Annotated in this window: 23 protein-coding genes and 1 tRNA gene; 6 read left to right on the forward strand and 18 right to left on the reverse strand. The window is 31.5% G+C overall.

All coding sequences use genetic code 11. From position 1 onward, the window contains the following. Window positions 1-94: 94 nt before the first annotated feature. The 10 genes from H599_RS0112590 to H599_RS0112630 form a co-directional block, all read right to left on the reverse strand. A complete protein-coding gene (locus H599_RS0112590; RefSeq protein WP_035141596.1) occupies window positions 95-1555 on the reverse strand; it encodes a hypothetical protein in 1461 nt (486 codons plus the stop codon). 1 nt (window position 1556) lies between these two features. Continuing rightward, a complete protein-coding gene (locus tag H599_RS0112595; RefSeq protein WP_026714460.1) occupies window positions 1557-3239 on the reverse strand; it encodes a DUF6035 family protein in 1683 nt (560 codons plus the stop codon). Between the two features lie 5 nt (window positions 3240-3244). After that, a complete protein-coding gene (locus H599_RS19725) occupies window positions 3245-3835 on the reverse strand; it encodes a Shedu immune nuclease family protein (protein ID WP_035141598.1) in 591 nt (196 codons plus the stop codon). A 194-nt stretch (window positions 3836-4029) separates the two neighbouring features. Further along, the gene (locus H599_RS19730) at window positions 4030-4482 is read right to left on the reverse strand and encodes a hypothetical protein (RefSeq protein ID WP_035141599.1); all 453 of its coding nucleotides are present in this window, start codon (window positions 4480-4482) and stop codon (window positions 4030-4032) included. A 10-nt stretch (window positions 4483-4492) separates the two neighbouring features. After that, complete coding sequence (locus H599_RS0112605) at window positions 4493-6472, reverse strand: UvrD-helicase domain-containing protein (protein WP_026714461.1); 1980 nt, start codon at window positions 6470-6472, stop codon at window positions 4493-4495. Continuing rightward, entirely contained in the window at window positions 6456-8285 is a 1830-nt protein-coding gene (locus H599_RS0112610; protein ID WP_026714462.1) for an ATP-dependent nuclease, read from the reverse strand. The genes H599_RS0112605 and H599_RS0112610 overlap by 17 nt, the downstream gene beginning before the upstream one ends. A 63-nt stretch (window positions 8286-8348) precedes the next feature. After that, entirely contained in the window at window positions 8349-8504 is a 156-nt protein-coding gene (locus tag H599_RS20795; RefSeq protein WP_155960784.1) for a hypothetical protein, read from the reverse strand. Window positions 8505-8508: 4 nt separating this feature from the next. Continuing rightward, window positions 8509-9075, reverse strand: a complete 567-nt coding sequence (locus tag H599_RS0112620) for a hypothetical protein (protein ID WP_026714463.1) — start codon at window positions 9073-9075, stop codon at window positions 8509-8511. Between the two features lie 216 nt (window positions 9076-9291). Continuing rightward, window positions 9292-10668 (reverse strand): tyrosine-type recombinase/integrase, encoded by a 1377-nt coding sequence (locus H599_RS0112625; protein WP_026714464.1) that lies wholly within the window; start codon window positions 10666-10668, stop codon window positions 9292-9294. Window positions 10669-10720: 52 nt separating this feature from the next. Then, window positions 10721-10794, reverse strand: a tRNA-Met gene (locus H599_RS0112630). A 154-nt stretch (window positions 10795-10948) separates the two neighbouring features. On the opposite strand from H599_RS0112630, the gene H599_RS0112635 reads away from it, so the two are divergent. Next, a complete protein-coding gene (locus H599_RS0112635) occupies window positions 10949-11341 on the forward strand; it encodes an START-like domain-containing protein (protein ID WP_026714465.1) in 393 nt (130 codons plus the stop codon). A gap of 57 nt (window positions 11342-11398) precedes the next feature. After that, window positions 11399-12244 (forward strand): aminotransferase class IV, encoded by an 846-nt coding sequence (locus H599_RS0112640; RefSeq protein WP_026714466.1) that lies wholly within the window; start codon window positions 11399-11401, stop codon window positions 12242-12244. Here the strand turns inward: H599_RS0112640 and H599_RS0112645 are convergent. The 4 genes from H599_RS0112645 to H599_RS0112665 all read right to left on the reverse strand — a co-directional run bounded on the left by H599_RS0112645 (window position 12237) and on the right by H599_RS0112665 (window position 16221). Then, entirely contained in the window at window positions 12237-12797 is a 561-nt protein-coding gene (locus H599_RS0112645; protein WP_026714467.1) for a YqgE/AlgH family protein, read from the reverse strand. The genes H599_RS0112640 and H599_RS0112645 overlap by 8 nt on opposite strands. A 127-nt stretch (window positions 12798-12924) precedes the next feature. Next, window positions 12925-13197, reverse strand: a complete 273-nt coding sequence (locus tag H599_RS0112655; protein WP_026714468.1) for an HU family DNA-binding protein — start codon at window positions 13195-13197, stop codon at window positions 12925-12927. Between the two features lie 181 nt (window positions 13198-13378). Further along, entirely contained in the window at window positions 13379-14326 is a 948-nt protein-coding gene (fmt, locus tag H599_RS0112660; protein WP_026714469.1) for a methionyl-tRNA formyltransferase, read from the reverse strand. Beyond that, complete coding sequence (locus H599_RS0112665) at window positions 14326-16221, reverse strand: RecQ family ATP-dependent DNA helicase (protein WP_026714470.1); 1896 nt, start codon at window positions 16219-16221, stop codon at window positions 14326-14328. Before H599_RS0112665 ends, fmt begins: the two co-directional genes overlap by 1 nt. Before the next feature lie 218 nt (window positions 16222-16439). Between H599_RS0112665 and H599_RS0112670 the strand changes: the two genes are divergently transcribed. The 4 genes from H599_RS0112670 to H599_RS0112685 all read left to right on the forward strand — a co-directional run bounded on the left by H599_RS0112670 (window position 16440) and on the right by H599_RS0112685 (window position 19783). Beyond that, window positions 16440-16724 (forward strand): DUF493 family protein, encoded by a 285-nt coding sequence (locus H599_RS0112670; RefSeq protein ID WP_026714471.1) that lies wholly within the window; start codon window positions 16440-16442, stop codon window positions 16722-16724. Between the two features lie 63 nt (window positions 16725-16787). Beyond that, window positions 16788-17519: a DUF4290 domain-containing protein gene (locus H599_RS0112675; RefSeq protein ID WP_026714472.1), complete on the forward strand. Its 732-nt coding sequence runs from the start codon at window positions 16788-16790 to the stop codon at window positions 17517-17519. Window positions 17520-17585: 66 nt separating this feature from the next. Further along, window positions 17586-18902: a UDP-N-acetylglucosamine 1-carboxyvinyltransferase gene (murA, locus tag H599_RS0112680; RefSeq protein ID WP_026714473.1), complete on the forward strand. Its 1317-nt coding sequence runs from the start codon at window positions 17586-17588 to the stop codon at window positions 18900-18902. A gap of 5 nt (window positions 18903-18907) precedes the next feature. Further along, window positions 18908-19783, forward strand: coding sequence for a cation diffusion facilitator family transporter (locus H599_RS0112685; protein WP_035141602.1), 876 nt, complete (start codon window positions 18908-18910; stop codon window positions 19781-19783). Window positions 19784-19847: 64 nt separating this feature from the next. Here H599_RS0112685 and H599_RS0112690 read toward each other — a convergent pair whose 3' ends face one another. The 4 genes from H599_RS0112690 to nirD all read right to left on the reverse strand — a co-directional run bounded on the left by H599_RS0112690 (window position 19848) and on the right by nirD (window position 23423). Beyond that, window positions 19848-20507, reverse strand: a complete 660-nt coding sequence (locus H599_RS0112690) for a response regulator transcription factor (RefSeq protein ID WP_026714475.1) — start codon at window positions 20505-20507, stop codon at window positions 19848-19850. Between the two features lie 86 nt (window positions 20508-20593). Next, a complete protein-coding gene (locus H599_RS0112695) occupies window positions 20594-22405 on the reverse strand; it encodes a sensor histidine kinase (RefSeq protein ID WP_026714476.1) in 1812 nt (603 codons plus the stop codon). 12 nt (window positions 22406-22417) lie between these two features. Further along, window positions 22418-23005, reverse strand: a complete 588-nt coding sequence (locus H599_RS0112700) for a DUF4202 domain-containing protein (protein WP_026714477.1) — start codon at window positions 23003-23005, stop codon at window positions 22418-22420. 40 nt (window positions 23006-23045) lie between these two features. Next, the gene (nirD, locus tag H599_RS0112705; protein WP_026714478.1) at window positions 23046-23423 is read right to left on the reverse strand and encodes a nitrite reductase small subunit NirD; all 378 of its coding nucleotides are present in this window, start codon (window positions 23421-23423) and stop codon (window positions 23046-23048) included. Window positions 23424-23437 lie beyond the last annotated feature (14 nt).

Raw genomic sequence — 23437 nt, forward strand, 5'->3', positions numbered from 1 at the left:
CGTCGGATTATTTTGAATTATATTTATAATTTATTATTGGAAAAGAAGTAATAAATATTATTAGATTAATTGTTTAGCATTAAGTTTGTTAAAATTAGATCTTTCTATAATAATCCTCTTTTAATTTATATTTTGTGTTTTTTTCGTAAATCTTTGGGAAATTTAAAAGATAGTTATCAAATCCAATCATTTTAAAAATCAAAACACTTAAAAGTGTATAAAGTCTAACACTAGCATAGTATAAATCGTAATCCTTTAATTCAATTGAGCGATTTGCACCTTGTTTTTTAAAATCTGGAACTCTACCGTGTAAAAAATCATTTCTCGACTTAATCACTTTCAAATCCTCATCTAGTAAAGTAATTCCTAATATTGAAAAAGGTTTCTTTAAACTTTCTAAATTAGTAATTTGGTTAATATTTTCAATCCTTACTTGTAACGTATTAATATCTTTAAATGATTCTTTAGTTGAATGCTTATTTAATACATTAATTAAGTCATTTTTAAACTCTTTAAAATCTTGCTTTGAATTTATTGGTGCTATTTTTTCCTTTTCTGCTCCAATTATAATATCCGATAGTGTTTCAAGTGCTATGGAATACCCACTTGGTCTAAAAATAAGACTAGCTTTTGTTGATTCAATAATTAACAGTATTGTAGCTGTAAAGTCATCATTTGTAATTAAGTGATTGCATAAAAATGAAAATTCACTAATTGTTAAAGGTCTAAATATTTTCAATTTATAATATTTTTCAGCAACCTTTTTGTAATCATTTAACCAAGAAAATGGATTTGTATTAATTGGATTCATTAATGTTTTTATCTCATCTCTTAATGAGCTAAAATAAAAATCATTGTAGTTTTCCATCTTTACATTTGAATAAGAAAAGAAATAACCTTTATTTCCTGCAAAATATCCAGAAACATAACCTAGAGCTATCCTTATAACAAATGTTTTATTACTAAATTCCTCATAAGTCTGTTTTTTCCGTGATTCAATAATAATGTATTTGTTTTTATCTTCATCCTTTTCCTCTAGTATGAAAATCTCTTCATCAATTAAATTTACTTTTGTTGCTATACTTGAACGAATGCCATAATCATTTTCAAATATTATATGGTCAATTTGAAAGTGAATATCTAATGATTTTGAGTGAGGAATAACAAATTTGAAATATTGCTTCTTTGATTTTGAAAACCCTTCAGAATATAACTGATAAATTGAGCCTTCTAAACTGTGGTTATTAGAACCTTTAGAAATTTGATTTGAAATTTTATTGATATAAACTCTATCAAAAATTAATGTTTTGTTATTAATATCAAATTTCACTTTTTTTACTATATCTCCAACACCAAGATTTTTGCTTTTTCTTGTATATCTATTAAAGTCAAATTCAACTTTAAATTCATTTCTTAAACTGGAAATTTCTACCTCATCAATTGCATCCAAAGAAGATTTTAACTTTCTAAAAACACCTTTTTTAGATATTTCAAAGTCATTGATAAAAGCTATAGGCTTTTTATTATAGAAAAAAGGTATTCTTTTTGAACTCATATTAAAATTTAATTTCTGGAAAAACAATTGAAACTATTTCATTGTATTTGGTATCTTGTTGGGGTTTCCAATTGTTTGTATTTAAAATTTTAGGTTTCAGCAAACCTTTTTTATCCTCACTACTGCAAAATTTATCAATTCCCCAATAGGTTTCAATTGCTTTTACAATAACATCAAAGAATACAACTCTATCATTTTTCAAATTAGTATAATGATTAACAACTTGAATTAAATTTGAAAAATTATTTCCTATAACTTTTTTCATATTAATTGATAAAATTGCAAAAAGTAACTGTTGAATTGATACATTATAATTATTATATAATTCTTTGTAATTAGTCAATCTACTCAAAAAAATACTTATTGAAATATAGTAGATAATTGTATTTTCGTTTAGTTTATCTGAACTTTGAAATTTTCTATTAAATTCATTATTAATAAACTCCTTATCTTCTTTTGTAAAAGTGTACACATCCTTGAAAAACTCAAAAATCTTATTATACATTTCACCCTGTTGCATTAAAAACAATCGCTGATAATTAGTTAAAGAAAATCCGTTTCTTAAATCAATTATTGTACTTCTATTATTCTCATCAAAAGCAATATTTCTATCTCGAATTAGTTTTTGGCTTGTTGTTAATTCTAGTATTCTAACTTCCTCCTCAATCACATCTTCATAGTATGAATAATTGTAATCTTCATAATCATACTCAATATTTTTCTTTTTCTCTTTTTGAAGTTTTAAAGCATTCTCTTTGACTTTTTGTTGCTCTTTTAGTTCCTTTTCTCTTAATTCTTTTTCAGTGGCTGAAATCTCATTATTTAACTTTTCTTCTTCTTTGGTAACATCAAAATAAAAAAATTTGTAATTGATCTCATCAAAAGTTAGTTGATTGAAGCAAACATATTCAAATCCCCAATCATATTTAATTTTTAAGTTTTCGATATAGGGTTTCTGATAGAAGCAAAGTATATATAAATCGTTGTTTTGTTCGGATAAATCTATTGCCTTATCATCTAATACGAATGCATTTCTATTGTTGGAATAGAAAACATCTTTTTCTGTGAAACGCTGTTTGAACTCTTCAATTTCAAAATTTTTAAAAACCCATAAAATGTAAGTTTGATTTTCTTTATAAAAATATTCTCTATCGACTATCACACTTAAAAAGGTAGTTGATAATTGTATTTCAAAGACTACATTGGCATTTTTATAAATTGCTGAAATATCTGGTTTTTTCCATTCAAGATAATTAGTGTTGCTCTTAACGACCTTTTCAACCTTAATCTCTGAAAAATCATTATTTAATTCAAGAAACTCTTTGATTAAGTTTTTCGTTTTAAAGTGGAGATTACTTTCTTTTGCACCATTGTATTTAAGCCTTTTTATTTCTAGTAGTGAATAATTTGTATCTGTTTTGAGATGGCAAAAATCACTATCTTTTTTATGTGCAAAATGAAGGACTTTCTTTTTTTGACCACCACCATTGATTTTAACATTCTGACCACAATAATAGCATACAAATAAAGGTTCTCTAATTCCTTTAATTGCTTTTTGTAATTCGGTTCTATAATTGAAAATCTCATTCTCTTCTTTCAAGAAAAAACTATTGGCATAAACTGTTGAACCGTCATCTTTATTTAGTACAAATTCAATTGTTCTTTTATTTGGCAAATCGCTCATTTCATCTAATTCTTTTTTATTTGCTCAATAGTAAACTTCAATCTGTTTAATAAATCATCATAACTGATAATATCAATTACATTCTTATATTTTCTCTTTACTACTTCAAAGTCTTTTTTTTGCTCGATTGATAAATTATTTTCTCTCCCCATTATTATGAAGCCTTTTGGGTTTGTAATACTAATTTCAAACCCTTCAGGAATTTCAGCTTTATATTTATTTGTCAAAAACTCTTCTCCATTTTCTCCCCATCTATTTAAGTAATAAATATATTTTTCAATTTGCATTACAGTGCCAGATAATTCTCTTAGAGGTATATGATTGCTCCTGTATTGCCCTTTTGTCATTAATGAAGAATCTGAGGGCTTTTTTATTTCAATTAAATCTATATTCCCATCAGAATCAACTAAGAGTATATCAATGAATTTTTCATCTCTAATGCTTTTCTCTTTATCATAACTAGCTTTAATGGGAGCTTCTTTAAATACCAAAAAATATTTTGGATACAGTAATAAAATTATCTGCAAAATTTCATCCTGCCAATCATTTTCAGAATAGGAAATTTCACTTGATAGCATTTTTTCAAGTTTTTCCAATATCGTTTGATATTTTATTAATTCAACATCACTAAAAAGCTTAATTAGATTTTCGCCTTTGTTAGTTGCTTTTTTGTCAATGTATTTTTCAAATTTCTTTTCTGCATTAATTGTACTTGCAAAAAATTCTTTTATTACATTGGTTAATCTTGCCTCGGAGTATAATTTCTTTTCGTATTTACTTGGAAAGTCATTTATAATACCTCTAAAATCAATTTCAGAAATTGCATTTGAATTACTACCTCCAATATATATATATCTTCATCTATTATTTGCTCAATCTTTTTAAAAATTGAAATGTCACTCTCAGCAATAAAAAAATCTTTGATTAACTCAATTTCTTTGTGAAAAAAAACATCAAATTTTTCAATTAAAATACTCTTTTCAACTTTGTAATAATCTCCTTCTAATTTTGCGAAAATAAAATCGATTGCCTCATTTTTACCAATGCTAAAAATATCTTCAATCTTTTTTTCTTTCTTACTTTTTAGTTTATCTTTTAAATTCTCTTTTTTAAAATTATATACTTTATTAAAAGTTACTTCGTCATCTTGTTCAAACCTGTCAAAAATCCAATCTGTACTAGAATTTTCGTAAGGTATATAGGTGGCTATAATTCTTTTTTTCTCTTTTGTGAACTTTATCATTCCTTAAATTTTATAATTCAATTACTTCCCATTTGTTTCTATCTATAGTAGATAAACAGGAATTAAATCTACTTTTATGAATTGCTACACAGAGAAAATTAGTTGGTCTTGAAAATCCAACGTATGCCATTTTTGCGGATTGTATTATTTTATCATGGCTGTTTGGAACGACGGCAAGAGTTTGAGATATTGTCTGTGTCCCTAAAAATTGATTCTTTAGCCTTTCAGATTCGTAATTTCCATAGCCTCTGTCAAAGAAAGATTCTAAATATAAGGTTGCGCAGTGTGTTTGTCCTTTTACCGCATGTACACTCGTTACTTCAATCTCCAATCCGTCTTCTTTATAAATGTTTGTAGTTTCAGGTTCTTCCTCAATTTCAATTATAATACCCCCAACATCAGTGGTTATGAAATTTAAGCTAGTCGAAAGTTGAGAATCTGAAAAAAGATTAAAAAAAACCGGAACATATTCTTTCATCTCATCCCAAATCTCATTTGTTTTTCCCTTTATTAGACCAATAGACCAATTGTAGATATTTAAACTAAATTCTTCATGTGAGCTAAAATCTTTTTGTTTTATAAAATCTATTAACTTCTTCTTTGTGAAGGTTCTCCCATCTTCACCATTTATATTTTCGAGGCGCAATATCTTTAAAAAAGCATTTAATATGTTTTTTCGAATTGGCTCTAGTGTTAGTTTGTTCTTATCATAAAATAGGAGATAGCTTTTTAAGCAATTATAGTCTTGTTTAGGTTTTTGTTTATCTTTTTTAAAACCATTAAAATAATCAACAAGTCTAAGTTTAGAAATATTATCTCTATCAGCTTGGACTTTCCATTCAGTATTCCATGCTACTACTTTAGCAGGATATTTATCAAAATCAATTAAACTGCCATCTTCTTTGAAATTTCTTACGAGTTGTGTGAAATGTGGAATAATATTATTAATTGATGAATTTTCAAAAATTATAATATGAGGTTTTATTTCACAGTCATTTAATCCGACGATTTCAAAATCATCATTGGAATGTAATGCAAATTCACAGACAATATCTGCTATTGCTTTGCTAAGTCTTTGACTTCCACTTAGTCTTAAAATTTCTGCTCTATCATTCCAGATTTCATTGACTTTTACTGAATTATAAATAGCTTGATTTTTATCACCAATTCGCTGAAAATTTGAGAGACTATTTCCTTCGTCAAAAAATAATTTTTCTAATAAATTATATTGATGAGTGTCCATGTCTTGCATTTCATCCACAAAGACATTAGAAAAACGTTTTTGTAAAATATTCTTTATCTCAGGGTAGTGTTTTAAATATTGTTCTGCCAAGAAATATGCATCATCATAATTTAGAAACCCAGATTTTAATATCTGAGATTTAATTGTTGAGAATGTTTTATATGTTGCTGAGTTAGTATCGCTTCTTAAACAAATATCTCCATTCATTCCTTTTAATAAATTTAAGTTAACATCAAATCTTAAATTTTTAAAGAAGTTTTCGGGGTCGTGTTGTCTTAATAACCAAGATTTTGCACCGGAATTTGGTAAATTTTGAAAACGAATGCTTGCTATTTCATCAAAAATCTCACTATCTATTCTAATTGGCTTTTTCTTAAATTTAGAAGTGTAGAAAGGAATTGCTAAAAATTCATCTACAAAACTTTGAATTGTACCAATAAAATTTGGGTAAGAAAATAATTTTGGACAATGCTTTTGTATCTTATGTTTTATTTCATCAATTGCAGTATTTGTATGAGATAACACGAGGATTCCAGACCCATCAGAAAATGGTAATTTATTCTCTAGTATTAAAAGCTTTGCTAATAGTGTGGTAGTTTTTCCACTTCCTGGAACAGCTTGTAAATCTAATGTATTAAAATTACGAATAAACTCTTTTCTTTCATCATCAAAGGTTTTGCCTTCAGGTAGAAGAATCTTTTCAGAATAAAGTATGTCTTCGTCAGTTATATTAATTTCCTGTAACATAGTTTATGGCTTTTACTAGATAATTAATACTGTCCGTTTCATCATTAGTCACAATATTTATAGTTTTTACATCTATCTTTCCTTCTTCATAGTTTTTTAAGTCCTCATCAATAGTATTAGCAATTCTATAAGCAATCTCTGTTTTTTTTAAACCTTTATTAATAAGTTTTTCGGCTAATGATTTTTCAAAATCTGTTTCCCAATCTGTTCCTGTATGAATAGATTTAGTATTGAGTTGTAATGTATTTGTTAAACTATTTGATTTGAATAATGAATATTCTAAAGTCCAATTTGGAGCTATGAAATACTGTACATTATTTTCTGATTTAGCTTCTAAATCAGAAATTTTTTGGTCTGTTTCTGCCTTTATTGTTGCTAAATCTCTTTTTTGATATACAGATTCACCTCCAACTTGCACCTTTTCGTATTCCCTAATATCGGAATCTGTAAGAATAGCTATTGGTATGGTCATTAATGGGGCTTCTTTTCTAAGAAAAATATTCGCATATCTACTGTATGCAAGACTACCAACATTAACAATTGAAATTCCTTTCTCAGTTAAATTAATACCTATGTTTTTTGAAATACTAGGAATTAGTATTTCTTCTGCCCATCCTTCGACTAAAATAATTCCTTTTGCAAAAAATAAATTAGCCTTTGTTGTATCAAGAAACTTTTCTAAAAACTTATAATCATCGGGGTCTAGTTTTGTATAGTCAGACCCCATTGGAAAAGCATTACCATTATTACAAATAATTAAATTTTCGAGTTTTAATTTAGATGCTAGATTAGGACTATGTGTGGTTAGAATTAATTGTATTGCATTCTGCTTTTGAAGAGACTCTATAACTTGCATTTGGGCTTGTGGGTGAAGATGGGCTTCCAATTCTTCTACCAAACCTAATCTTAAACCACTCCAATTTGATTTGTTCAAGTGAAGTAATTCAGCAGCCATAAATAACCTGTTAAGTGTTCCCAGTCCAGGATTTAATTCATCTTTTAAGAATAAGGTTAGTTTTTCAAGAATACTTTTTATATCATTTGATGATGCTTTAAATTCAGCTTCATATTCATTGCTATAAAACCCTTTAATATATCCATCAATTTTGTCTTTAATAACCTTTCCTTCTTGTGGTGAAATAGTTACTTCTTCACCTTTTTCATTCGTTGTTGAAATTTCAAATTGACCTTTAAAATATTTATCAATTTCTCTACTTAAATTTTCAAATATAGTTACAAGTTCATGGTCAGTTTCTTTCCCTTTAAATGCAGAATCTCCTAAAAGAATTTGAGATAATCTTGAATTGCGTTTCGCAATTAATTCGTTTTCCGCATCTCTTAGCGGTTTCAAATATGTAGCTTTAAGATATTCTCTTGCTTCAGCTGTTAATTGATAACCATCCTCATCCGCACCAGCTTTTAAATCAGACGGTAATATTTTTTTACCTTGTCTTTTTACGTCATAATTTATTTTCAAATATGGCACAACATTTTCTCCCGAGCCATTCCACCCAAGCCATTCAGTAAAGTTTTTAGCCTCCTCTGCAATTAGTCCACTAAAAACAAATTCAATTCTAAATCGATTTGAATTGTTATAAAAGTCTTTATCTTCAACCCTAATATAATCGTAACTATGTGTTTTAAGAGCAAGTTTTATAGCATCAATTATTGCGGTCTTTCCCGAATCATTTTCACCAATAATTACATTTAATCCCTTATTAAGATTTAAATTTAAATCTGGATTATCAATATTGAATTCTCCATCAGAACCAAATCGTCTAAAATTCCAGAGTTTTATATTTTGTAAATACATAAAAAATAATTTTGTTCAACTGTTTTTATTCTCTTTAAATATAAATTAAATAAATCTTTGGAGTTATTTCTTATCCTTAGGTTTGATTACGACCTTTGGTTTTAATTTGTTTGATGGTGTAGGAACAATTCTTCCAGCAATAATATTTACTCCAGATTGGTCTATTTTTTCAACTTCTTTAAGTACATCATTTAAGAGTTTATTTATTTTTTTGTCCATTATCTTATTTTTTAGGATTATTTGAAGGTCTGGGAGGTGGAGGAGTAGCTCTCCCTCTTTTTTCTTCAGTTAAAGGCTTTGGTGGTTGTTGTGGTCTTGGCTTATTGCTTTGATTTGAATTATCCATGTTGTAAATATTTATTGTTACAAAAGTTATTAAAGAAAGTATACCAATGATTAGTGCCCAAATGGATACACTATTTAGTATATTTATTGTTTTATTTCGTTTATTTATATTTTTAAAAATCTTATCATATTGTTTTTCATCTATTTCTTTAATTGTTAAATCCGAATCTAGTATAGACTTATGATGTGAGTAGAGATTAGAGAGTAGCGTTACAACCATTAGAAACATTCCTGCTATTACAAATGGTTTGCAGACTGCTTTATCTAGTGGGACTATTTTTTCAAAAAATGTTAACGAAAGAACTAAACCTCCTGAAGCAAGAAGATTAATATATTTCTCAAAATCATCTTGGCTCTTACTTTTATTTTCTGTTACGGAATTTCTATATTCAACCCATTCTTGACGAATTATTTCATCATTAATTTTTTCTTTCTCCTTTCCCATATTCTAATTTGTTTAACTCTTATCAATAAATTCGATCTCTTTTTCATTTAATTTATTAGTCAGTCTATATTTAAAAGTGGTATTTGAAAACCCAGATAAAAATTAAACTATAAGGTTTATAAAAATACACAATATAAGATTGATGAAGGAATTTTATTGTTAACAATTATGAGTTAATAAAATGAAATATGGAGTAGTTTTAAAAGATTTTTTAATTTATTTCAACAAATGCGAATAATCATCAGGTAATTCAGCATCAATATCACGGAGGTATTTTTCTAATGCTTCGATAGTTTGATGACCTGTTATTCCCATTAAAACACTTTTAGCTTCATGTGGAGTTTTTGTTTTTCTAATTTCTCTATATAGGTTGGTTATTGCAGTATGTCGAAAACTATACAAACCATAATCCTTATTCAAATTGAAATGATCTTTTACTACCTTGAATTTTTTAGAAAAGTTATCTCTTCGGTTGTTTTCTTCGGCTTCCCATTCTGCCCCAATCGCATTAGGAGTAAATAGAAAGTGCTCAGGATTCATATTTGATAAATCAGGTAGAAGATTAATAATTTTTTGAGGGATGATTTTTACTTTGACAGCTTTGTTTTTAGCTCTAACAAATAATTTTTTTCCTTCAAGATCCAAATCTCCTATTTTCAGTCGGTTTACTTCAACGGGTCTTAAAAAATTGTAGGTAATAAATTGGATATATAATAAGAGGACAGGGTCGTTGTCTTGAACATATTTAAGTATGTCGGTTTCTTGTGTGATAGAATAGGTTTTATTTCTTTCCGGTGCTGATTTGAGGACATTAATGCTTTTTAGGTAGTTGTCCGTCATGATTTCGTTATCAACTAATGTTTGAACAATAGAACTTAGGTCAGTTCTTGTATTGTTTCGATTGCTCGCACTGGTGTTTTCCAATACATAGTTCAAGTAATTGATAAAGGTCTTTTTGTCTAAAGTTGAAATTTTATCGGAACTATTTCCATTCTGATCAAGCCAATGCAGGAATCGATTTATTCTGCCTTGAAAACCACTATATGAAGTAGCGCCTAAAACATTTTGTTTGATTTTCAATCCAAATTGAAATGCTTCTTTGATTGTTTTTTCCTTTTTAGATTCAGGTGTAGTTTTCTTTGTTTTTATAATAGGAGTAGTCTCGGAATTCTTTTTTGTTGGGATAATAGTAGCAGTTGTTGATCTATTAATTTCTGTGTCTAATTTTTGTAGTGTATTTTTTTCTAAAACGGAATTGTCAGCATAAGGGTTAAATCCTTTTTTTAACAGGAAAAGAAGACTATCTTTTATTTGTGTCAATTTTTCATAACGTTCCTGTTTAGTCTTAAGGCTGTTAACTCCTGTTTTTATATTGCTTTGACGAACCAATTTACCTGTTAAGGGATTTCTAAACGAATAATAAACATACCATTCTTTTGATAAAGCTTCTTCTTGTTCTAATTTAGAAAGTTTAGACCAAGCTTTTATGTTGATATTTCCAGTGTAAATATGTGGTCCAGAGTAGTTAGATTTCATGGGTAAATCGTGTACGATATCGTGTACGTTTTGTAAAAGTACTAAAAGTTTAGACATAAAAAAACGGATTAGTTTGCACTAATCCGTGATTTTCAAAACGTTAAGTCTGTAGCGAAGACGGGAGTTGAACCCGTGACCTCAGGGTTATGAATCCTGCGCTCTAACCAACTGAGCTACCTCGCCAATTACTCAGGGATTTTCTGTTCCTGATTGCGGGTGCAAAGATAGGAATAAAAATAAATCGTGCAAGTAAAAAATGAAGAAAAAAAATATTTTTCAAAACGTTTTTTTTTAGACATTATATTCTATATATTCGAAAAAAAATAAATTGACCTTTATGGATGTTAAAGTACGTTACGAAATTGAATTTCCTATAAATTCTTCCCCGCAATTATTGTATCAATATATTTCTACTCCTTCCGGTTTGTCGGAATGGTTTGCTGATGATGTAAATTCCAGAGGAGAGTTTTTTACTTTTATATGGAATGATTCTGAAGAAAAAGCCAGATTAGCTTCTAAAAAATCAGGAGAAAAAGTAAAGTTTAAATGGGTGGATTCGGCTAATAAAGATACCGATTATTTTTTTGAATTGCATATTTTGGAAGATGAGTTGACCAAAGATGTTTCTCTAATGATTGTTGATTTTGCTGAAGAAAACGAAATTGATGAGGCTAAACAATTATGGGAAAACCAAATTTCAGATTTAAAACATCTCTTAGGTTCTGTATAGTAAATTCTATTTTTTAAAGCTTATATTTGCCCTGAACAAAATTCAGGGCTTTTTTTTATGATTAATTTCAACGGAACTTTAGTAACTCAGGGATCAAATATATTAACGCAAAACAGAGGTTTTTTGTATGGTGATGCTGTTTTTGAAACAGTAAAAATTGTAAATTCTCAGGTGTTGTATTTAGAGGATCATTATTTTAGATTAATGGCTTCGATGCGTGTGGTTCGGATGGAGATTCCGATGAATTTTACAATGGAATATTTTGAAGAACAAATTCTTACGTTAACTAATAAACTGGGGATTTCTAATGTGGCACGCGTTCGTGTTACGGTTTTTAGAAATGACGGAGGTTATTATTTGCCAATAGACAAAACGGTTTCCTTTTTAATTCATGCCATAGCTTTGGATTCGACTTTGTATGCAATTGACGAAAAAGAATATGAGGTTGACTTGTTTAAAGATTTTTATGTGACCAAGCAGTTGTTGTCTTCAATAAAATCAACCAATCGATTGCTGAATGTTACGGCTAGTATTTTTGCCAGTGAAAATGGGCTTGATAATTGTTTGTTGTTGAATGATAGTAAAAATGTGGTAGAGGCCATTCAGGGGAATATTTTTATGCTTGTAGGAAATAAGCTGGTAACTCCTCCTGTTTCAGAAGGTTGTGTGAAGGGTGTGCTGCGTAAACAACTTTTGAAATTAGCAAAAACAATTGAAGGTTTGGAAGTGACTGAAGAAGTAATTTCTCCGTTTGATCTTCAAAAAGCAGATGAATTATTTATTACCAATGTTATAAAAGGAATTCAGCCGATAACTAAATACAGAAAAAAAACTTTTAAAACAGATTTGTCTCAAAAGTTAGTTTCTAAATTAAACGAAGTTGTTAGTGTAACTTTTAGTTAAGATAGGGATTTTCAGGAGCGTTCGACCAAATTAAATAGTCGCCTCCTAATTCTAAAATTTGTTCTTTCCAGAAATGAGCAGATGATTTTCCTATAATTTTATTTTTATAACTGTTAGAGGTTATGATCCAGGAATTATTGTCCATTTCATTCTGCAATTGGCTTTCGGACCAGCCAGTGTAACCCAAAAAGAAACGAATGTTGTTTTTGTTTATTTTTCCGCTGTTGATGAGTGATTTAGTAGATTCAAAATCACCTCCCCAGTAAATTCCGTTGGAAATTTCAATGCTGTTAGGAATTAAATCCGGAACATTGTGAATAAAATACAGATTGTCTTGTTCTACCGGACCTCCGTTGTATATTTTTAAATGGGAATTAATTTCCGGAATTAAGTCTTGAATGGTGTATTTCAACGGCTTATTAATGATAAAACCAACTGATCCGTCTTTGTCATGATCAGCTAGTAAAATCACAGATCGATTGAATGATAAATCTCCAATTATTGAAGGTTCAGCAATAAGTAATTGTCCTTTTATTAATGGTTCTGAAATCATGACTTGGTGTGTTTATTTATTAAATTTAAGAAAAAAAAATAAAAAAATCCAAACATAATCGGTAAAATGCATAAAAAAACCCTCAATTGAGGGTTTTTTATATTGACTAGGTTTTAGAAACAAATCCTTAGTTAACAGCTCCATCTAATTCAGCTCCAGCTTTGAATTTTACAACATTTTTAGCTGCAATTTGAATTGTTTTTCCAGTTTGAGGATTTCTTCCGTCTCTGGCAGCTCTTGAAGAAACTGACCAAGATCCAAATCCTACAAGAGAAACTTTTCCACCTTTTTTCAAAGTGTCACCTACATTACCTAAAAAAGACTCTAAAGCTAATTTTGCAGCTGCTTTAGTAATTCCTGCGTCAGCAGCGATAGCATCGATTAATTCTGATTTGTTCATAATAAGAGTTATTAATTGTTGGTTAAAATAAATTGTTACTACAACAAATTTAGCAGTAAATACAGACCTCACAAGTGTTTTGACGGATTTTACCTTGTTTTGTTAATAACTTGTTTTTTTTGTTCATAACATAGTGCATTTTGACGATTTTTTTAGCTCTTTTAGCCTGTTTTTATTGAGTTTAAAGCGCTTTTGCTTCCTCCGAAAAAGAGATTCCGTTGAGTAATTCGGCGGTTGTCATTTTCTTTTTTCCCGGAAATTGCAAACTTAATATTTGTATAAAACCCTCTTTTACGGCAATTTTTAATTCTTTTTTTGAACTAATAATTGTCCCGGCAGTATAGTTGTGAGAGTCTTTAATTATTTTGGAATCATAAATTTTTACATTCCATTCCTGATTTTTGTCGGTAAAAAAACACCAGGAAGCCGGATAAGGACTTAATCCTCTTATTAGATTGTTAATTTCCGTAGCCGATTTATTCCAGTCAATCTTGCAGTTTTCTTTGTTGAGTTTATAGGCTGTTTTAATATCAGCATCATCAGTTTGCATCGTTGTTTTAACTTCTCCTTTTCCAATTAAGGTTAAGGTGTCAATTACAGTGCTACTTCCAATATTCATTAATCGGTCGTGAAGTTGTCCGGCATTTTCATTCGGATCAATTTCGGTTTCTTTGCTCAGAATCATCGCTCCGGTGTCTATTTTATCATCAATAAAGAAAGTTGTAACTCCGGTTTTAGATTCTCCGTTAATAATTGCCCAGTTAATGGGGGCGGCTCCTCTGTAATTAGGTAGCAGTGAAGCGTGCAGGTTGAAAGTGCCTAGTTTTGGCATTTCCCAAACTGCTTTAGGCAACATTCTAAAGGCAACCACTACTTGTAAATTGGCATTAAGCGCTTTCAATTCGGCAAGAAAAGATTCGTCTTTTAAGTTAGTTGGCTGAAGTAAATTTAAATTGTTTGCTAAAGCGTATTCTTTAACAGCTGAATATTTTATTTTTTGTCCGCGACCGGCGGGTTTGTCGGCTGCGGTGATAACAGCAGCTATTTCGTAGTTGTTTTTTAAAATACTGTCAAGGATTCCTACTGCAAAATCAGGGGTTCCCATGAATACAATTCGTAATTTTTCCATTATTGTTTCAGGCTATATTTATTGTTTGGTTTTATCAGAATGTTTTCAGATTCTAATAATTCTTGTAATGCAAAGATAACATCGTTTGAAGGATTATCGAGTTTAAGTTGGATTTCTCTGGAACTTAAATCAGCTGTTTCTAGTAATTCGAGTATTTTTTTTGAAAGAGAACTATTGGTTTCTTTTTTCTTTTTTTGTTGAATACAATAAGTACAAATGCCGCAATTAGTAGTCTGTTTTTCTCCAAAATAAGCTAAGAGCAGCTGACTTTTGCAGCGATCATCTGTTTTTATATAGTGTAAAACCGCTTCAAACTGTTCTTTTTTTAACTGATTTTGGTTTTCAAGATATTTTGAAACGCGGTTAATTGTTCTGTCGTCTTCGCGAATTTCATTAAAAATTAGAGTTGTATCATTATTTTTGGAATGATACGCTACAATTTGTTTTTCTTGTAGTTTTTCTAAAACAGTAACTACTTCGGCTTCCGTGTGATTGGATTTTTTAGCGATAAACGGAAGATTCAGCTTGATTTGCATATCGTAAATTCCGGGATAAGCTCTTAAAATTGCCAAAATAATTTCCTCGTCATTTGGACTCAGGCTGATGTAGCGGATGACTTCTTTAGAAGAAATAATAAATTGCAGACTTATTTTTTCTGAAAATTCCTGTGATAAACTAATGATTCCCTGACGGTCCAAAAACTGAATGGCATTGAAAGTTTTTAAAACCGGAAATTGGTAACGAATACAAAATTGGTTCAGATTAAAGGAAAATTGTTCATTGATGCCTTCGCCGTAAGCAATTTGAAAATAGTTGCAAATTTTGATAAAAACCTCTTTTAAGAATTTTTTATCCGGTAAAATATTTAAAAATTGATTCTCGGTTTGAGCAATATCCGACGGGCTGCTGAGTAAAATAGCAAAAGCTTTTTCGTTATTTCTTCCGGCCCGACCCGCTTCCTGATAATAGTTTTCAAGATTGTCGGGCAGTTGAATGTGGATGACGGTTTTAACATTGGCTTTGTCAATTCCCATTCCAAAAGCATTCGTAGCTACCATAACCTGAACTTCTTCGTTCATCCAGCGTTCCATGTTTTTGGTTTTCTCCTTGGTAGGCAAGCCTCCGTGGTAAAAAGTGGCTTTGAAACCCAGTGAATTGAGTTGTGCTGCAGTATCAGTGCAGGCTCTTCGATTTCTAACGTAAATGATAGAAGGCTGGAGGTTTTTCTTTAAAATTTGTTGAATTCTGAAAAGTTTATCCTCGATTTCAAAAACCATATAAGCAATGTTTTTTCTTTCGAATGATTTTTCAAAACATTGCGGATGTTGTAATCCCAGTTCTGTAATAATGTCTTCTTTTACTCTGGGAGTGGCTGTGGCAGTTAATGCCAGAAAAGGGACTTTAGGAAAATGTATTTTTAAATTGGAAATTTTTAGATAAGCAGGACGAAAATCATGTCCCCATTGCGAAACACAATGCGCTTCGTCAATAGCAATTAAATTAATCGGCAGATTTTTAATGCGTTCTAAAATCCAGTCCGATTGCAGTCGTTCCGGAGAAAGATATAGGAATTTGTAATTTCCGTATTGACAATTGTCTAAAAGATCAATAATTTCGTCTGATTTAATTCCGCCGGTAAGTGCAATGGCTTTGATGTCGCGTTTTTGTAAATTGGCAATCTGATCTTTCATTAAAGCGATTAAAGGCGAAATGACTAAGCAAATTCCTTTTTGCATTAGTGCCGGAATTTGGAAACAGATGGATTTTCCGCCGCCGGTAGGCATGAGTGCAAAAGTATCCTTTCCGTTTAAAACCGAATTGATAATTTCTTCCTGTGGAGTTCTAAAACTGCTGTGATTCCAGTATTTTTGTAGGATTTGTAAAGCTTCAGACATGCAATTGCAAAAATATTAATTCGTTTTTTGAATGCTAAAAATTAAATAGCAGCCTATTTTTTCGGGGCTAAAAAACAGAATTTAAAGCAAACTTACTCAAACTAATTTAGAAATTTTAAAATAAGAGGAATCAAAATCACGAATTTGCTAAAAATCATATTGGAGAATTTATATTTTAGAATTGAAACCGTATATTTGCTTTATTTTTTAAAGACAAGATGGATAAGAAAACGGAGGAATTTTTCGATAGATTAAAAGCCGAATTAGAAAAAAGTAATACCTGGCCGGCTATATATTTGTTTAAATTTATTGTACCAACAGACAACGAAAAAATTAAACAGGTGGAACAGGCTTTTGACGGTATGGGAGCGGTTATTAAAACTACGCAGTCTAAAACCGGAAAGTTTACCAGTGTTTCCATTGATGTTCAGATGGAAAGTCCTCAGGCAGTTATTGATAAGTATCTTGAAGTATCCGTTATTGAGGGAATAATTTCGTTGTAATTTTGTCAGGAAAGACTATTTTGGAGTCTTTTTTCTGCAAAAGTTTTAAATCAATCCAAAAATATGAATCAGAAATATATAAAAGAAAATGCGAATGATGTGGTGCATCATTTGGAGTATAATGCCGAGCGTCCGCATTTGATTATTCCTGAGTACGGACGTCATTTGCAAAAACTGATTGACCAGGCTACCGAAATTGAAGATGCTGAAACCAGAAATAAAGCAGCCAAATATATCATTCAGGTTATGGGGAGTTTAAATCCGCATTTGAGAGATGTTCCTGATTTTCAGCATAAACTTTGGGATCAGCTTTTTATCATGTCAGATTTTAAATTGGATGTCGAATCACCGTATCCAATTCCTTCCAGAGAGGTTTTGCAACTCAAACCGGAAGTTTTAAAATATCCTCAAAATTTCCCAAAATACCGTTATTACGGAAACAATATCAAATATATGATTGATGTTGCTAATAAGTGGGAGGAAGGCGAGATGAAAAGTGCTTTGGTAAAAGTAATTGCCAATCACATGAAAAAATCTTATTTAAGCTGGAACAAAGACACGGTGAAAGATGATGTGATTTTTGAACATCTTTACGAGTTGTCAGGGGGAAAATTGAATTTATTACAAAGTTCTGAAGAGCTTATTAATACAACTGATTTATTGCGTACCAATAAGAGAATGTCTAATAAAGTTTCTTCTCAGGGACAGTCTAATAAAAATCAGAATAATAAAAATAATAAAGGACAGGGAAAACAAAAGTCTTTTCAAAAAAATAACAATCAAAAAAATCAATAAAGTTGCTAGGTCTTTTTTGAAGAAAAACTTAGAATCTCAGTAACTCAGAAAAACTAAAAAAAGAATATGGGAATTTTTAAAATTGAAGGAGGAATCCGTTTAAAAGGAGAAATTACTCCACAAGGCGCAAAAAATGAAGCCTTACAGATTTTGTGTGCTGTACTTTTAACTCCGGAAAAAGTAACCATTAACAATATTCCCGATATTATTGATATCAATAAACTGATTACCCTTTTAGGTAATTTAGGTGTAAAAATAACTAAGAACGGTTCAGGTACTTATACTTTCCAAGCGGATGAAGTAAATGTGGGTTATCTTGAAACAGAAGCTTTCAAAAAAGAAGGTGGCGCTTTAAGAGGTTCGATTATGATTGTAGGACCACTTTTGGCACGTTTTGGTAAAGGTTATATTCCAAAACCGGGAGGAGATAAAATTGGAAGAAGAAGATTGGATACTCACTTTGAAGGGTTTATCAATTTAGGTGCAAAATTCCGCTACAACCGCGAAGATCACTTTTACGGAGTAGAATCTCCGGAAGAAGGTCTTCAAGGAACCGATATGCTTTTAGACGAAGCTTCGGTAACCGGAACTGCTAATATTGTAATGGCAGCTGTTTTAGCAAAAGGAAAAACAACGGTTTATAATGCTGCCTGCGAGCCTTATTTGCAACAGCTTTGTAAAATGTTGAATTCTATGGGAGCCAAAATTACTGGTGTTGGTTCGAATTTGTTAACTATTGAAGGAGTTGAGAAATTAGGCGGTTGCGAACACCGTATTCTTCCGGATATGATTGAAATTGGTTCCTGGATTGGTCTTGCTGCAATGACCAGAAGTGAAATTACCATCAAAAATGTTAGCTGGGAAAATTTAGGATTAATCCCGAATACTTTTAGAAAATTAGGAATTACTTTAGAGCGTCGTGGTGATGATATTTATATCCCAACTCATGAAAATGGGTATGAAGTAAAAACCGATATCGACGGATCTATTCTTACTATTGCCGATGCACCTTGGCCGGGCTTTACTCCGGATTTGTTGAGTATTGTTTTGGTAGTGGCTACTCAGGCTAAAGGAGATGTGTTGATTCATCAAAAAATGTTTGAAAGCCGATTGTTCTTCGTAGATAAATTAATTGATATGGGAGCCAAAATTATGTTGTGTGATCCACACAGAGCAGTGGTAATCGGGCATGATTTTAAATCAACTTTAAAAGCAACTACCATGTCTTCTCCTGATATTCGTGCGGGAATTTCTTTATTGATTGCAGCGCTTTCTGCCAAAGGAACCAGTACAATTCAGAATATCGAACAAATTGACCGCGGTTATGAGCGTATCGATGAACGATTAAGAGCTATTGGAGCTAAAATTGTTCGTGTTGAATAAATAATATGAGTAAACAACAACAAGCAGCCGTAGAGGCAACTTACTTTAGTATAATAGGAAATACCTGCTTAGCAATTATAAAAGGCTTAGCAGGTTTTTTTGGCAATTCTTATGCCTTAATTGCTGACGGAATTGAATCTACCACTGATATTTTTGCTTCGCTTTTAGTGTTGTTTGGAATAAAATATTCTAACCGTCCGGCAGATGAAAATCATCCGTATGGACATGGACGTGCCGAGCCTTTGATTACTTTTTTGGTGGTTGGTTTTTTAATCACTTCGGCTACTGTTATTGCTTATGAAAGTATCGCTAATATTCAGGCGCCACATGATTTGCCTAAATCCTGGACTTTGTTTGTGTTAGGAGCCATTATTATTTGGAAAGAGTATTCTTTTCAAAAAGTAATGAAGCGAAGTATTGAAACCAATAGTTCTTCTTTAAAGGCTGATGCCTGGCATCATCGTAGTGACGCTATTACTTCGGTTGCTGCTTTTATAGGGATTTCTATTGCTTTAATTTTAGGTAAAGGTTATGAGTCGGCTGATGATTGGGCGGCACTTTTTGCTTCCTGCTTTATTTTTTATAACAGTTACTTGATTTTTCGTCCTGCTTTGGGTGAAATTATGGACGAACATTTGTATGATGATTTAATCGAGCATATTCGAAAAGAGGCTGTAAAAGTCGATGGGATAATGGGGACTGAAAAATGTTTTATCAGGAAATCAGGGATGAAATATCATGTAGATTTGCATGCGATTGTAAAAGCTGAAATTTCGGTAAAACAGGGACATCAATTGGCGCATATTTTAAAAGATACGTTGCGAAAAGAAATTCCGGAGTTGGGTCATGTTTTGATTCATATTGAACCGGATGATGAGTAGTTTGTTGTGACAAATAATAAAAAAACTTCCTAAGATTAAGATTTCAGGAAGTTTTTTCTGATAATTATATTAAAGAATATTCGGTGGCTTTGTTGGAAAGTTCCATTAAGTTTTTGACTTTCAGTTTTTTCATCAGGTTAAAACGGTGTACTTCGGCGGTACGTTTACTAATTTCGAGAGCTTCGGCAATTTCTTTATTTCCTTTTCCGGACAATAATAAAGTAAGGATTTCTTTTTCTCTTTTGGTAATTGTTAAATCTTCAGCCAGAGCCGGTTTAGGCTCTAAAGAAGCCGTCGTATTCGTTAATTGATTAATTAAAATAGAGGAGATGTCTCCGGTAAAATATTTTCCTCCGTTGGCTACAGCATGCAGTGCTTTCAAAAATTCTTCTTTGCTGGAACCTTTTAATAAGTAACCGTCGGCACCTGCTTTAATTGATTTTAAAACATACTCTTCCGATTCGTGCATCGACAGTACAATGATTTTTACGGGATTATTTTGATTGCGTAATTTTTCAACCACTTCAATTCCTGTGTGATGTGGCATTCTGATATCAACAATTAATAAGTCAGGGTTAGTAGTTGCAACCACTTCTAAAGCCTCCTGTCCATCAGTTGCTTCTCCAACAACAGCAATGTTTTTTTCGCTTTCTAAAAGTGATTTGATACCATCTCTTACAAAAAAATGATCATCAGCAAGGACAACTCGAATGGTTTGATTCATAACTTACTTATTTTTAAGAATATAAAATTTACGTATTTAGTCAAAAGTAGTGCAATATACGTATTTTTTACGTATTTTTTCTAGTGTTATATCGGAATATTGAAAGTAATTCGGGTTCCTTCTCCGGGAATAGAGTTGATAAATACTCTTCCGTTGATGTATTGCACGCGTTCTTTCATGAATAATAAGCCCATTCCGGACTCGCTATTGCGCTTTTTTTCTACGGTATTAATGTCAAATCCTTTTCCGTTATCATCTATGGTAATACTAAGTATTTTGTTGCTGTGGGAAAGTTGCACAATAATATGTGACGAGTTGGCATATTTTATAGCATTGTTTATCGCTTCCTGAGTTAAACGGTAAATGTTGATTTCGATTAATGAATCTAGTCTTTGATCAAAATCAGTTTTGTTGTAAAACTGAACATTTTTACCGGTTAATTTGGCTAATTCCAAAGTTAGTTTGGCTATCGAGGAAACAATTCCATGATCGCTCAATTCTGGAGGCATCAGGTTGAAAGTTGCGGTACGAACTCCTTTGATAATATCGAGCGAAAGTTTTTTTAGATATTCGATTTTCTGAATCGATTTTTCTTTGTCATCCAAATTAATACTTTCTAAACTAAACTTCAATCCGGTAAGCATTTGTCCGATTCCATCGTGAATTTCGCGTGCAATTCGGTTTTGTTCGTTTTCCTGGTTTTCAACAATTTTACTTGAAATAATTTTTTGTTGATTTACCTTTTCAATGATGTTCTCTCTGTTAAGGCGTTCTACTTCCAGTTCGGCATTTTTACGAACGGTAATATTAAAACAAATCACTAGTAATTCGGATTCTTCTTTGCGAATGCGAACCGGAATCATAGACATGTCGAGCCATAGTTTGTTGCCGTATCTGTCGGTGGTGTTGAGTTCTCCCTGCCAGCCGCTTCTTTGTTTGTCGGCAATAATGCGGTCGATTTCCAGTTGCTCTTTTTCTACGGCCGTGAGTGCTTTTGCAAAGCTTTTGTCGGAATCAAAAGAGGGGTTGTATTGCAATAATTTGGAGAATTTTTCACCCATGTGGATGATTTTTCCCTGCGGACTGATGCGGCAATACAATAAAGTGTTTTCCATTGCAAAATTCAGCGATTTCAATTCTTTTACTGAATTTTCTTTGATAATACTAATAGCTTCGGTGTCGCGTGCCAGTTTGATAGCTCTTTTTTCTGAAATTAATAATTTAGAAATTAAGAGTTCAATTTTTTTATTAGTAGGCTTAAAAATATACAGAAATTCTAAAAGCAAAACCAATAAAGTAAAGCTTAAAATGCCATATTCAATGTTGCGTTGGCGGGTTACTTTTTCTAAGGCTTCGTGCTCATATTGTCCTACAATAACATTCATTTTGTCCAAAAATACGGCAACATTGTCCAAAATGGTTTTTACTTCAGCCTGATTTGTATTCTCGTTACCATTGCGGCTGCTGTTGTTTAAATAGTTTCGGGTGGCTTTGTCAATGTTGAGGACATTCGGTTTGATGTCTTTGAATAAAGCTAAAAGCATCGGACTTTTTTCGCTGGGAAAATGAAGACTGTCGTTTCCTTTTTCTAAAGCCAAATGGGTTGATTTCCAAAGTTCCAGTGTTTTTCGGATGTTTGAAATTGCTGCTTCTTTATTCGAATCAATACTGGAAGAATTCAGAATAAGAATTTCTTTGGCTAATTTTTGACTCAGCATACGTTGTTTTCCCGAGATATTTATCAGTCGGGAATCATTAAGCTGGCTGCTAATGTTATGCTGAATGAGCAACTGACTCAAAAGAATCGTAATGGCAATAGTAATTAAAGCAAACAGATACATTTGCTTTAATTTTTTAAAATTTAGATTTTCAGAAAACGCTTTGGCTTCTTTTATCATACTAATGTTTAATTACAATCCCAGCGCGTCTTTTATTAATTGCAGATTTTCAGGGCTGTAGTTGATTTGTAAAGCCGCCTGATGTCCTTTGTCAGACATTTTGTTCCATGTCTTAAGGATGATGTTTTTAAGTTTTTCGGTGTCGTGTTTTTCAACAAAAGGAGCTAAATAGTATTCCAGAAAAACTAAACAAATAACATCTTCTAATAGTTGGGTTTCTTCGTCTTTTTTAAGTAGTTTTTTTTCGATTAAGAAAGAAACTCTGGCTATAAAATCCTCGTCATAACCTGCTTTTTCCAGAATGGTTGCAGTAGTTTTGGCGTGGAATTTTTTTAACTCTTCGCGCCATTTTAAGTAACCTACACGATCCATTGGGTAGGATTCGCGGGCTATTTTCCATCGGCAAATGTGTTGTGCTTTAGCCGCGATTTGGACTGCTTCGGAAGCATTAGGAGAAAAATCCATAAGTTTTGCATACATTCTATCAGAGTATAATAGTTCTTTTGGAAAACTTACGGATTCGTGTATTTCTGCGTTTGGATCTTGTGCGTTTTCGGCATCAATCCATTCGATGGCTTTTTGGAATTTTGAGGCTGTCATTTGTCGTATTTATTTAATACTTCAAAGATACATATTTAATTTAATCAATAAAGCCTACAAATACCTCGTCGCCTACTATTTTTACAGGGTAAGTGGCAATTGAGTAATCTTCTCCGCTCAAACAGGAACCATCAACCAATGAAAAGGTTTTTTTGTGCATTGGGCAGGCAATTTTTGGAGTTTCTTCGGCTGAACCAAGCATTCCTCTTGAAAGCAACATTTCCATTTTGTGAGGACAGGCATTTTGGCAGGCATACCAGGTATTTCGGCGGGTAAAATTAAATACGGCAATTTGTTTGTTTTTGTATTTAATACAACCACCTCGGTTAGTTGGGAAATCTTCAACGGTTCCTGCTTTAAACCAAATTTTTACATCTTCCGGTAGTACTGTTTTATATTCGCTTAAGATATTTTCCATGGTGTTATTTTTTA

The organism is Flavobacterium daejeonense DSM 17708, from assembly GCF_000425425.1.
GTDB classification, from domain to species: domain Bacteria; phylum Bacteroidota; class Bacteroidia; order Flavobacteriales; family Flavobacteriaceae; genus Flavobacterium; species Flavobacterium daejeonense.

What these genes read in the sequence shown, in the direction of transcription:
- H599_RS0112670 (WP_026714471.1), top strand. Translation starts at nt 16,440, where the DNA reads ATGGATAAGAAAACGGAGGAATTTTTCGATAGATTAAAAGCCGAATTA.
- H599_RS0112610 (WP_026714462.1), bottom strand. Translation starts at nt 8,285, where the DNA reads ATGTATTTACAAAATATAAAACTCTGGAATTTTAGACGATTTGGTTCT.
- H599_RS0112700 (WP_026714477.1), bottom strand. Translation starts at nt 23,005, where the DNA reads ATGACAGCCTCAAAATTCCAAAAAGCCATCGAATGGATTGATGCCGAA.
- H599_RS0112675 (WP_026714472.1), top strand. Translation starts at nt 16,788, where the DNA reads ATGAATCAGAAATATATAAAAGAAAATGCGAATGATGTGGTGCATCAT.
- H599_RS0112690 (WP_026714475.1), bottom strand. Translation starts at nt 20,507, where the DNA reads ATGAATCAAACCATTCGAGTTGTCCTTGCTGATGATCATTTTTTTGTA.
- fmt (WP_026714469.1), bottom strand. Translation starts at nt 14,326, where the DNA reads ATGGAAAAATTACGAATTGTATTCATGGGAACCCCTGATTTTGCAGTA.
- H599_RS19730 (WP_035141599.1), bottom strand. Translation starts at nt 4,482, where the DNA reads ATGATAAAGTTCACAAAAGAGAAAAAAAGAATTATAGCCACCTATATA.
- H599_RS0112695 (WP_026714476.1), bottom strand. Translation starts at nt 22,405, where the DNA reads ATGATAAAAGAAGCCAAAGCGTTTTCTGAAAATCTAAATTTTAAAAAA.
- H599_RS0112595 (WP_026714460.1), bottom strand. Translation starts at nt 3,239, where the DNA reads ATGAGCGATTTGCCAAATAAAAGAACAATTGAATTTGTACTAAATAAA.
- H599_RS0112645 (WP_026714467.1), bottom strand. Translation starts at nt 12,797, where the DNA reads ATGATTTCAGAACCATTAATAAAAGGACAATTACTTATTGCTGAACCT.
- H599_RS0112635 (WP_026714465.1), top strand. Translation starts at nt 10,949, where the DNA reads ATGGATGTTAAAGTACGTTACGAAATTGAATTTCCTATAAATTCTTCC.
- H599_RS0112625 (WP_026714464.1), bottom strand. Translation starts at nt 10,668, where the DNA reads ATGTCTAAACTTTTAGTACTTTTACAAAACGTACACGATATCGTACAC.
- murA (WP_026714473.1), top strand. Translation starts at nt 17,586, where the DNA reads ATGGGAATTTTTAAAATTGAAGGAGGAATCCGTTTAAAAGGAGAAATT.
- H599_RS0112620 (WP_026714463.1), bottom strand. Translation starts at nt 9,075, where the DNA reads ATGGGAAAGGAGAAAGAAAAAATTAATGATGAAATAATTCGTCAAGAA.
- H599_RS0112685 (WP_035141602.1), top strand. Translation starts at nt 18,908, where the DNA reads ATGAGTAAACAACAACAAGCAGCCGTAGAGGCAACTTACTTTAGTATA.
- H599_RS0112655 (WP_026714468.1), bottom strand. Translation starts at nt 13,197, where the DNA reads ATGAACAAATCAGAATTAATCGATGCTATCGCTGCTGACGCAGGAATT.
- H599_RS20795 (WP_155960784.1), bottom strand. Translation starts at nt 8,504, where the DNA reads ATGGACAAAAAAATAAATAAACTCTTAAATGATGTACTTAAAGAAGTT.
- H599_RS0112640 (WP_026714466.1), top strand. Translation starts at nt 11,399, where the DNA reads ATGATTAATTTCAACGGAACTTTAGTAACTCAGGGATCAAATATATTA.
- H599_RS0112590 (WP_035141596.1), bottom strand. Translation starts at nt 1,555, where the DNA reads ATGAGTTCAAAAAGAATACCTTTTTTCTATAATAAAAAGCCTATAGCT.
- H599_RS0112605 (WP_026714461.1), bottom strand. Translation starts at nt 6,472, where the DNA reads ATGTTACAGGAAATTAATATAACTGACGAAGACATACTTTATTCTGAA.
- H599_RS0112665 (WP_026714470.1), bottom strand. Translation starts at nt 16,221, where the DNA reads ATGTCTGAAGCTTTACAAATCCTACAAAAATACTGGAATCACAGCAGT.
- nirD (WP_026714478.1), bottom strand. Translation starts at nt 23,423, where the DNA reads ATGGAAAATATCTTAAGCGAATATAAAACAGTACTACCGGAAGATGTA.